General features: G+C 63.3%; 7 protein-coding genes. 2 read left to right on the forward strand and 5 right to left on the reverse strand.

The window, feature by feature from the left end; all coding sequences use genetic code 11:
- Nucleotides 1-61: 61 nt before the first annotated feature.
- The 5 genes from gyrB to P5205_08180 all read right to left on the reverse strand — a co-directional run bounded on the left by gyrB (nt 62) and on the right by P5205_08180 (nt 5,839).
- Complete coding sequence (gene gyrB, locus P5205_08160) at nt 62-2,569, reverse strand: DNA topoisomerase (ATP-hydrolyzing) subunit B (GenBank protein ID HSA10332.1); 2,508 nt, start codon at nt 2,567-2,569, stop codon at nt 62-64.
- A gap of 212 nt (nt 2,570-2,781) precedes the next feature.
- Nucleotides 2,782-3,618, reverse strand: coding sequence for an ABC transporter permease subunit (locus P5205_08165; GenBank protein ID HSA10333.1), 837 nt, complete (start codon nt 3,616-3,618; stop codon nt 2,782-2,784).
- Nucleotides 3,619-3,620: 2 nt separating this feature from the next.
- Nucleotides 3,621-4,559 carry an ABC transporter ATP-binding protein gene (locus P5205_08170; protein HSA10334.1) on the reverse strand — a complete coding sequence of 313 codons (939 nt, stop codon included), beginning with the start codon at nt 4,557-4,559 and terminating at the stop codon, nt 3,621-3,623.
- 12 nt (nt 4,560-4,571) lie between these two features.
- A complete protein-coding gene (locus P5205_08175; GenBank protein HSA10335.1) occupies nt 4,572-5,201 on the reverse strand; it encodes a type II secretion system protein in 630 nt (209 codons plus the stop codon).
- Nucleotides 5,202-5,212: 11 nt separating this feature from the next.
- A complete protein-coding gene (locus tag P5205_08180; protein HSA10336.1) occupies nt 5,213-5,839 on the reverse strand; it encodes a hypothetical protein in 627 nt (208 codons plus the stop codon).
- A gap of 140 nt (nt 5,840-5,979) precedes the next feature.
- Between P5205_08180 and tyrA the strand changes: the two genes are divergently transcribed.
- Nucleotides 5,980-7,164: a bifunctional chorismate mutase/prephenate dehydrogenase gene (gene tyrA, locus P5205_08185; GenBank protein ID HSA10337.1), complete on the forward strand. Its 1,185-nt coding sequence runs from the start codon at nt 5,980-5,982 to the stop codon at nt 7,162-7,164.
- A gap of 581 nt (nt 7,165-7,745) precedes the next feature.
- Nucleotides 7,746-10,400, forward strand: a complete 2,655-nt coding sequence (locus tag P5205_08190; protein HSA10338.1) for an ATP-dependent DNA helicase — start codon at nt 7,746-7,748, stop codon at nt 10,398-10,400.
- Nucleotides 10,401-10,621: the final 221 nt, after the last annotated feature.

Genomic DNA, 10,621 nt, shown 5'->3' on the forward strand with positions numbered 1-10,621 from the left:
CGGTCGCGGGTTCAGCCAATCGGGTCGGCCGGACGGCGCCGGCAGATCGGCGCTGCGCCGCTCAGATGTCTAGGTTCCTCACGTTCAGCGCGTTATCCTCGATGAATTGCCGGCGCGGCTCGACTTCCTCGCCCATCAGTTTCGCAAACATCTCCTCCGCTTCGATCGCGTCGGTCAGGTCCACGCGCAGGAGCTTGCGCCGCGCCGGGTTCATGGTGGTTTCGAAAAGTTCCTTGGGGTTCATTTCACCCAGGCCCTTAAAGCGTTTGATGGACAACCCGCGCCGGCCAACCTCTTTGACGCTGGAGAGAATTTCGGGGATCGAGAAGAGGGGCTTGACCTGCTCCTTGTCCCCCTCGCCTTCGAGAATTTCAAACAGCGGTTTGTCTTGCGCGGAGTAGTGCTCGATGCTCAGCCCCTTCTTGGCGAGCCTGGCCAGCAGTTCCGCCACCGCCTTGCTCTCATGCAATTCCACATGGCGGGCGCGGCGCGTGTGGCCATTCTTCGACTTCTCCAGCAGGCTGGTGTCGGATTCCTCCTCGCCGAAAAGGTGCAAATCGGAGTTCTTGGAGCCAAATTCCTCCAGCTCCTCTTCGGTGTGGAAATATTGAACCGTTTCGTCGTTGCCGTCGCGCACCTTCACCAGGTGCCGCGGCAGCTCGTGGGTCTTGGGGTGGCGCTGTTCGACGTAGGTGGCAAAGTCGCCGCCGTGGCGGCGCAAGGCGATGGCGTATTTGTCGAGCGACTCAAGCATCTCCAGGATTTCGGCCAGTTGCTTGTCCGTCAGTTCGTTGCCATCGGACAAATTGCGCAGGCGGACCTCGTTGGTGCCAAGCTCGATCAGAATCCGGTTCAGGCGCGCATCGTCATCCACGTACTCCACGCGCTTTTTGCGCGCGATTTGGTAGAGCGGCGGCTGGGCAATGTAGATGAAGCCGCGGCGGACCAGCTCGGGCATCTGCCGATAGAAGAACGTCAGGAGCAGGGTGCGGATGTGGGAGCCGTCCACGTCCGCATCGGTCATGATAATAATCTTGTGGTAGCGCAGGCCTTCCAGGTTAAAGGCGCCCTCGCCTTCGCCGTCGCCAATGCCCGTGCCCACCGCGGTGATCATGGTGCGGATTTCATTGTTTTGCAGCACCTTGTCCAGGCGCGCCTTCTCCACGTTGATGATCTTGCCCCGGATGGGCAAAATCGCCTGGAACTTCCGGTCGCGGCCCTGTTTGGCCGAGCCGCCGGCGGAGTCGCCCTCCACGATGTAAAGCTCCGTGTTGGCGGGGTCGCGGTCCGAGCAATCGGCGAGTTTCCCGGGCAGCCCCCCGCCCGTGAGCGCCCCCTTGCGAACGGTCTCCCGCGCCTTGCGCGCCGCCTCGCGCGCACGCGCCGCCAGCAAGGCCTTCTCGACCACCTTCTTCGCCACCGCCGGCGTGGCGTCGAAATGCGTCATCAGGCCGTCATAGACGACGGACGACACAATGCCGTCTATTTCCGTGTTGACCAGCTTCACCTTTGTCTGGGATTCAAAACGAGGGTTCGGCAGTTTCACGCTCAGCACGCAGACCAGCCCCTCGCGCACGTCGTCGCCCGAGATCGCGGGGTCTTTTTCCTTCAGCAGCTCATTCTGCTTGGCGTACTGGTTAACCGCGCGGGTCAGCGCCGTGCGAAAGCCGGTCAGGTGCGTGCCGCCGTCCGGGTTGGCAATCGAGTTGGCGAAGCACAGGATCTGGTCGTTGTAGCTGTCGGTGTATTGCATGACGCAGTCCACAAACACCTCTTCCTTCTGCCGGCCGATGACGATCGGCTTGGGATGCAGCACCTGCTTGGTTCGCCCCAGTTGTTTGACAAACTGCTCAATGCCGTCTTTGTACAGAAAGGTCTCGGTCTTCTCGTCCCGCTCGTCCACGAGGACGATTTCAACGCCCGGATTCAGGAACGCCAGCTCGCGCAGGCGATTGGCCAGGATGTCAAACTTGAACTCAGTGGTGATCGTGAAGATGGTGGGGTCGGGCTTAAAGGTGACGAGGGTGCCGGTGCCCTTGGACTTGCCGACCACGGTCAGCTTCTGCGTGGTGACACCCCGCGCAAACTCCATGGAGTAGACCTTGCCGTCGCGCGACACTTCGACCTTGAACCAGTCCGACAGGGCGTTGACGCACTTGGCCCCGACGCCGTGCAGGCCGCCGGAGTACTTGTAGGCCCCCTGCCCAAACTTGCCGCCCGCGTGCAGGTTGGTCAGCACCAGTTCTACCGCCGGGATTTTCCACTTCGGATGGATGTCCACCGGGATGCCCCGTCCGTTGTCACGGATGGACACCGAGCCATCCACGTGCACCCTGACTTCAATTTTGCTGCAGTAGCCGGCCAGATGTTCATCAATCGAGTTGTCCAGCACCTCAAAGACGCTGTGGTGCAAGCCGCGCTCGTCCGGGTCGCCAATGTACATCCCGGGACGTTTGCGCACCGCTTCCAACCCCTCCAACTTGTCGATTTTCGACGCGTCGTACTTTTCCGGCGCGCCGAGGGGCGCAGGTGTTTTCTGTGTCTCGTCATCCACGTTCTGGTCAGCCATAAAGTCATCTGGGACGGGCAATTTATCCGTCCGCTCAAGGTGTACGAATTTTAGGGAAAATGGGCGCCTGACACAACTGGTATTTCCGGCTTTTCTGCCCCTGAAAGCACCATTAGTTGTGGAGCCGCCACCAGCCCCAGCCTATATATTGGGCCTTTTGGAGGGCCCGTCCCAAGTGCCACAACTTACCTTTTCAAGCCCGCCAAAGCAACCTAGGTTTTGATGTCGCGCGCCTGAAAAGCGGCCGCGCCAATGAGGAAGGTGGTGAGGTTTACCGCGACCAGGGCGCAGAGGGATTGCCCTATCTGCGCCCAGGGAATGGGCTCGGCATACACGTGGCGCCAGGCGTGGAAATGATAGGTCAGCAAGTACTCGTGATACGCCTCGAAGAAGGGGATGCCTTCCATCACCAGGTTCACAAACAGAAGTGACAGTGACAGGATGGTGGCCGCTGCGGGCTTCATGTTAAAGCAGGATAACATGAACGCGATGCCCAGCACTACGCTCGCGTTCAAGGTCATGGACAGGTGCGACCAAAGATAGAGCTTCAGCCCCTCGCCCGCCGGCAGGACATTGAAGACCTCGCCCGGCACAAATACAAACATGCCCTTCCACGGGAACCACAGGCGCGCAAAACCCAGCGCGGTCCCGCCCAGCACCACCACCAGGACCGCCGCAAATATCACCCCGGCGATCCATTTCACCAGCAACAGTTGAAAGCGGGAGATCGGCCGCGACAGGATCATGCGCAGCGTCCCGTCCTCAACTTCTTTCGCCACCAGGTCTCCCCCCACTAACGCCGCATACAGCGGCATCAGCAGCAGGATCTGGGGGATCAACATGATTACCGCCACGGTCAGTGCCGACACGAACTCCTGCGCCAGGTAGCCGTTGCCCGCCAGCATTCGCTCCATGCTGGACTGCCAGCGAGTAAAACGGAAGGTCAGCAGCATGGCATTCTGCGCCAGCAGAAAGGCGCCAAAGCCAATGTAGGTCCGCTTCTTGCCAAACAGCTTCCACAGCTCGTTGCGCAGGTGACGCCAAAACATGCTTACCTGGCCTCCCTTTGCCCGTTCATCAGCGACAGGTAGAAGTCCTCCAGCGTTTCCTCCGCCGGGGCAATCTCATGCACGGCCATACCGCGCTCCACCAACAGCCGGACAACCTGATCCGTTCCCACGCCCGGGCACAGCGAAATGAGGCGGCCATCGCGTTCCTGCGTGATCAGTTCTGCCTGTCGCAGTTCCCGCACCGCCAGCCCGAAATCGCCGGTGCGCAGCCGTATCCAGGCCTCGCGCTGCTTTGTCGCCGCCAGCGAGCCTTCAAACACCTTGCGGCCCTGGTTCAACACCGCGATGCGCGTGCATAGCTGCTCCACCTCGTTGAGAAAATGGGACGATAACAGAATGGTCAGCCCCAGTTCCTTGTGCAGTCGCAGGATCGTCTGGCGCATTTCGTGTATGCCCTCCGGGTCGAGGCCGTCGCTGGGTTCGTCCAGAATCAGCAGTTCCGGCTGGGGCAGGAGCGCCTGGGCCAGCGCCAGCCGCGCCCTCATGCCGTGGGAGTAGGTCCCCACTTTGGAGCCTTCCCGCCCGCTCAATCCCACCCACTCGATGACCTCCCGCATTCGCTGGGGCGGGGTCCGAGCCGTGTAGGAGCTAAGTATCTCCAAGTTTCTCCAACCGCTCAGATACTCGTAGAACGCCGGGCTCTCGAAGATCGCCCCCACCTTTCGCAGCGCCAGGCGGCGGTGGGCCGTCACGTCGTGGCCGCAAACGCGCACCTTGCCGCTGGTTGGCCAAACCTGCCCCAGCATCATGCCGATGGCGGTGCTTTTGCCAGCGCCGTTATGCCCCAGCAGGCCGTAGATTTCGCCCGCCGGCACCTGGAGCGTCATGTCCTCGACCGCCGGGCGCCGGCCAAACTTCTTGCACAGGTTGTTGAGTTGAATCACGGGTTCAGGCGCCACGCTGATGTTCGGATCAGCCACGCGCAATCGGGATCATTGCTTCCTTTCAATGGTCCCTTCGAACAGGAGCAGGTTCTTAATGTGCCCATCCGCGTAGAGCCAGTTCTGCGCCTTGGATTCCCCACGCGCGATGTGGAACTTGTCCTTGTCGTACATCAGGGGCATCTGGTGCGGGTCGAACTTGAGGCCCATGGCGGACAGATGATCGGCGTTCTCGCCATTGAGCAGGCTGTTCCACGAGAAGCTGGAGCCGGTCTGGCCAAAGAAGGTTTCCCCCGCCCCGGCTCTCAGCTTGGCCTGGTTCCCCGGCCACCTGTCGGATGGGCACTTAAACACGTTGACATTCCCCACGCAATTCGACAGCACCTGGTCCGGGCCGGGCAGATCATTGATCAGCGTCGTCACGGACTTGTCCCGCATGACCGGCAGCCGATTGTGGTTGTCTCCCACGTAGATCTGCAGCCCCACGCCAATCTGGTGCAGGTTGCTCAAGCACACCGTCGCTCGGCCCGCTTCCTTTGCGCGGCTCAAAACCGGCAGCAACAGCGCGGCGAGGATGGTGATGATCGAAATCACAACCAGCAACTCAATCAGCGTGAAGGAGTGCGCGGCCCGGGTGCTCCCCGCGCGGCGCCTGGCCGCTCGCCGCTCGCGATTCGCCACCCTCACCATGCTCACCTTCCCCGGAATGGCCGGCCGCTTTCCATCACCCGCTGCAGCTCCTCCAGCACCGGCGCCAATTCCGCCTTGGTCTGCGCCGAGCTCTGGCTGTAAAACGTCTTCAGCCCGATGGAGCGCACCTTGGCCTCCAATTCCTCGCTGAGCACCGGCGGCGAGTTGGTGCCATTGCGCGGGCCTCGGCGCGCGCCGCTGCCGGCCTGGTCCCGCGCCTGCCGGAGACGCCGCAGCGCGTCGTCAATCGTCTTGCGCCGGCTCTCCTCCGGCAGTTCCTCGAAGGCCGTCAGCATTTGTTTAAAGCCATTGGGCATCGTCGCCTCCAGGAACGCCCCCTTCTCTTCCTCCGTCATCCGGTCGAACCAATCCCTGGCCGTGCGATCCAGCCGCGCTTTGCGGCGCTCCTCCAATGACAATGCGTTGAGCTTGTCCGCCAGTTCTCGTATCGCCTTCGCTCGCGCGGCTCCGCTCAACTTGCTGATATCCACCGACTCGCCGTAAGCCTTTACCTTCTCCGCTGTCATTTTGGCATTGCTGGCAATCCGGTAGCCGGCCAGCGCCACCAGCCAGATCGCGCAGACCACACCCCCGGAAACAAGCACGGGACGCCAACGTTGACTTAGCATGGCCCAAGTCTAGCGCCCCCACCCGCTTTCGCCACGAAAAACCACCCCGCGCACTCTCCCGGCCGCAACCTTGCTTTTGCTCCGCCCGCGCATTAGTCTGGGTCCGATGACCGCTCCAATACACCCGCCGCGCCCCCGCTATGACTAAGCGCCTCTCGAAGTCCCCCCAATCCGCCAAGGCCGCCCCGGCCACCCCGACGGTCTCCAACGCGGGCCTGGACCAATTGCGCGAGCAGATAGACAGCATTGACCAGAAGTTGGTGGACTTGCTGGCCCGGCGACTTCGCGTCGTCCAGGAGGTCACCGCTATCAAACAAAAGCACGACCTGCCCACTTTCCACCCTGCCCGCGAGGAAAACCTCATTTCCGCCCGCCGCGTCCAGGCCACCCAAGCCGGGCTCGACCCGGACTATGTGGAGGACCTGTTTCGCGCTGTCCTCCGCCATTCCCGCGTGGGGCAACTGAACACCCTCAGCCGACGCAGTGTCCGCCCCGGCGCCAAGGTTCTCATCGTCGGCGGGCTGGGCAACATGGGCCGGTTCTTCTCCAATTGGTTCCGCCAATCCGACTACGACGTCCGCATTCTCGACCGCGAGGATTGGCCCCGGGTCGAATCCCTCGCCGCCGGAATTGACCTCTGCCTGCTGGCTGTGCCCATTGACATCACCGCGTCGGTCGCCATCCAGATCGGCGCGCACCTCCCGCCCGCCTGCATCCTGGCCGACATCACCAGCCTTAAAAGCATACCCGTCGAGGCCATGCTCAAAGGCCACGCCGGCCCCGTCGTCGGCCTGCACCCGCTCTTCGGCCCGGCCACCGTCACCATGGACAAGCAAATCGTGGTCGTCACTCCCGGCCGCCAGATGGACCAATGCCAATGGCTGCTCGACCAACTGACACTGTGGGGCAACGTCCTGGTCGAAACCCCGCCCGCGGAGCACGACGAAATCATGGGTGTCGTCCAGGCGCTGCGTCACTTCGCCACGTTCACCTTCGGCCAGTTTCTTCACTCACGCGGCGTTCCCATTCTCCGCACCCTCGAGTTGTCCAGCCCCATCTATCGCCTGGAACTGGCGATGGTCGGCCGCTTGTTCGCCCAGGACCCCTCGCTGTATGCCGAGATCGTGTTTGCCACTCCCGAGCGCCTGGCCCTCCTGAAGGACTACCTCCAGTCGCTACAGCAGAATCTCGCCCTCGTCGAACGAGGCGACAAAGCCGAGTTCATCGCCCGTTTCCGCCAGATTGCCGAGTGGTTCGGCCCCTTCAGCGAGCAAGCCATGCGCGAAAGCACGTTCCTCGTCGAGAAGCTCGTCCATCGGTTCTGAGGTCTTCGCACGTGCCCCTCGCCCGCCCCTCGAAATTTCAGGAATCGCTCTTGCGCGCCCGCCTGGGCTGATCGCCGCGTCGCCATCGCCCTCACCGGCCAGCGATAACCTCTCTTCTGGAGCGGCGCCGACCGCGAGGCGAAGTTCGACCTCCATGACCTGAAAGGCTTGCTGGAGGAATTCCTCGACCAGTTCGGCCTGCGCGGGATGAACTGCGTCTGCCAGCCGGACAGCACCACACCGTTCCTGAAGCCCGCCGCCGTCCGCCTCGGCCGCTTCCAGCTCGGCCATTTCGGCCAGTTGATGCCGGCCTTCCCGGCCAACCCCGTCGCTCGGCCCCGATTCTCCATGCTCAACCCTCAACTCTCAACCGCTTCCCAAGCGCGACGTCCTGGCCGTGCCCCTCGCACGCTCACCCAACGGCCTGTTGACGCTCGACTGGCGCGCTGCGCGGCCGGCTTGACACCCGCCAACTCCCTTGCACTCAACCCGCTTTCGGTTATCGGCCTTTGGATTTCTGCCCCTTTCTCCTCACCTATTATCCAGTTGCCCCCCTTGCGCCACCACCCGAAACTCCCCGCGTGGCCCCGGCTGCTAAACCAATCTTCACTGTCCAGGTGCGCGAGCTCGTCGAGTTCGCTCTCCGCCGCGGCGACCTTGGCGGCGAGCGTGACTTCGTCGGCCCCGGCCGCGCCCTCGCCGGCACCCGCGGCCACCAGCGGCTCCAGCGGTCCCGCCCTCCCGGCTACCAGAAAGAAGTTCGCCTCAGCTTCGACCTCGAAACTCCCGACTTCACCCTGCGCATCCAAGGCCGCATTGACGGCCTCCTTGTCAGTCGGGAGGGCGAGCGTCCCCGCGAGCCCAAACACGCCAGCGAATCGGCCGAAGTCAGGGCTTGCGTGGACCCTCGCCCTCCCGCCGAGGCTCTTGCTAGTCTTCCCGAGGTTCTACTGGAGGAGATCAAGACCGTCCAGGCACGCTGGGACCGCCTCGCCGACCCGCTCCACTGGGCGCAGGCCAAGCTCTACGCCTACATTTACGCCCAGGCTAACGCCCTCCCGCACATCACCATCCAACTCAGCTACCTCGACCTGGACACCGGCGAGGTCACCGAGTTCCGCGAGCGCTGCTCCCTGCCCGACCTGGCGGCCTTCTTTGACCAAACTACCGCCATCTACCTCGACTGGCTCCGCGTCCAGCACCACTGGTGCCGCCAGCGCGACCAATCGCTCAGTTCACTCGCCTTTCCCTTCCCGCGCTACCGTCCCGGCCAACGCCAGCTTGCGGTCGCCGCTTATCGCGTCCTTGCCCGCGGCGGACGCCTGTTCCTCGAAGCCCCCACCGGCATCGGCAAGACCATGTCCGTGGTCTTCCCGGCGCTCAAAGCCCTCGGCGAAGGCAAGCTGGAGCGCATCTTTTACCTGACGGCTCGCACGGTCGGTCGCGCCATCGCGCAAAAGGCCTTCGCCGACCTCCGCCACGCCGGCGCGCGCCTGCGTACATTGTCCCTTACGGCCAAAGAGAAGATTTGCGCGCAGGAAGGCCAGCCCTGCGACGACCTGACCTGCCCCTTCGCGCGAGGCTATTACGACCGCCACAAGGCGGCCATGCGCGGAGCTCTCAGCCGCGAGGAAATCACCCGCCCTGTCCTCGAAGAAGTCAGCCGCGAGCACCAGGTTTGTCCCTTCGAACTCTCGCTGGACTTGTCCACCTGGGTGGACGTGGTCGTGTGCGACTACAACTACGTCTTCGACCCAAAAGTCTACCTGCGCCGCCACTTTGCCGAGGAACCGGGCGACTACGCCTTCCTCGTGGATGAGGCCCACAATCTGGTGGACCGCGCCCGCGAGATGTTCTCCGCCGACCTCGAGGTCCGAGAAATACAGGATGTCCGCCGCGCCCTTAAGGATGCCGTACCGCGCTGCGCAAAAGCTCTAAGCCGGCTGAGTTCCGCGATGCGGAAACTGGGCGCCTCTGGAGCCGACACCTCACGCAAATCCGCCGAGCCGCCACCGGGGTTGATCACGGAAGGTCCCATTTCACTCGCCGAGGCGGACCCACCCAGGACTGAGGTCCTGCCCGCGGCTGACTCGCCCCGCGCCGGCCTTACAAGCCGCGATTTTCCCGCCGATCTCCTGCCCCCGCTTGAGAAAGCCCTCAAGGAAGCCGAAACCTGGCTGGCGCGGAACCAGCCCGCCGACTTCCGCGAGGCCCTCCTCCAACTCTACTTCCGCCTCCGCACTTTCCACCGCACCGCCCAGCTCTATGACGAACGCTATGTCACCATCGCCGATCTGCCCCGCAGCGCCGGTCCCGCGCCCACAGCATCTTGGACTGCGCCGGCACAGCGCAGCAACGACGGCGCTTTGTTGCCCGCACGCAGCACCCGCCGCCGCGCCACAGCCGTCCGCATCCGCCTCTTCTGCCTCGACCCTTCCCACCTCCTCCAGCAAGCCCTCGCTCGCGGCAAAGCCGCCGCCTTCTTCTCGGCCACACTCACCCCAACTGATTACTACCGCGCCCTCCTGGGCGGCAGCGAGGAGGACCCCATGCTGCAACTGCCCTCGCCTTTCCCGCCCGAACATCTCGCCGTGCTGGTGCAGGACCGCATTCGCACGGACTTCAAGGCTCGCGCTGCATCGCTGGGAGACGTGGTGCAGGCCATCGCCTGCCTTGTGGAAGGGCGGCCCGGCAACTACCTCGCCTACTTTCCGTCCTACCAATATCTCACCGCCGTGCAGGAGCAGTTCCACGCGCTCCACCCCGCCGTGCCGATCCTCGTCCAGCATCCCGGGATGAGCGAAGCTGAACGGGAGGCCTTCCTGGCTGCGTTCGCCGTGGATCACGGCGAAACGCTGCTGGGATTCGCCGTCATGGGTGGCGTATTCGGCGAAGGCATTGACCTGGTCGGCGACCGGCTGATTGGGGCGGTGATCGTCGGCGTGGGTTTGCCTCAGCTCTGCATCGAGCGTGACCTCATCCGCGACTACTTCCAGCAGAAAACCGGCTCCGGCTTCGAGTATGCCTACACTTTCCCGGGTATGAATCGAGTTCTGCAGGCCATCGGCCGCGTCATTCGCTCGGAAACCGACCGCGGGGCTGTACTCCTGATTGATACCCGCTTCGCTGATACGCGCTACCGCCGGCTCTTCCCCCCCTGGTGGCGCCGCCTGACCGTCCGCAATGCCGCCGCCTTGAGCCATGCGCTGAACGAATTCTGGGTCCACTTGCCCTGACCTGGCTCCGGGACCTCAGCCTGGCCGGAATTGAGCAGGATAATCTTACCAGGCTAATGGGCTAAAGATGCGCACCGCCAGCCGGCTGTATCCGGCCAAACCCAATTACTGGCCCCCCCCCGTCCCCCAATCCTGCTACGGCCAAGTAACGGCGACTCTCCACCGAGACTACGGTGTGTATCCCATGGGGAGCGCTCCCCATGGGATACACACCGGGGTAT

It is taken from the genome of Candidatus Paceibacterota bacterium, assembly GCA_035452965.1.
In the GTDB taxonomy this organism is placed as follows: domain Bacteria; phylum Verrucomicrobiota; class Verrucomicrobiia; order Limisphaerales; family UBA8199; genus UBA8199.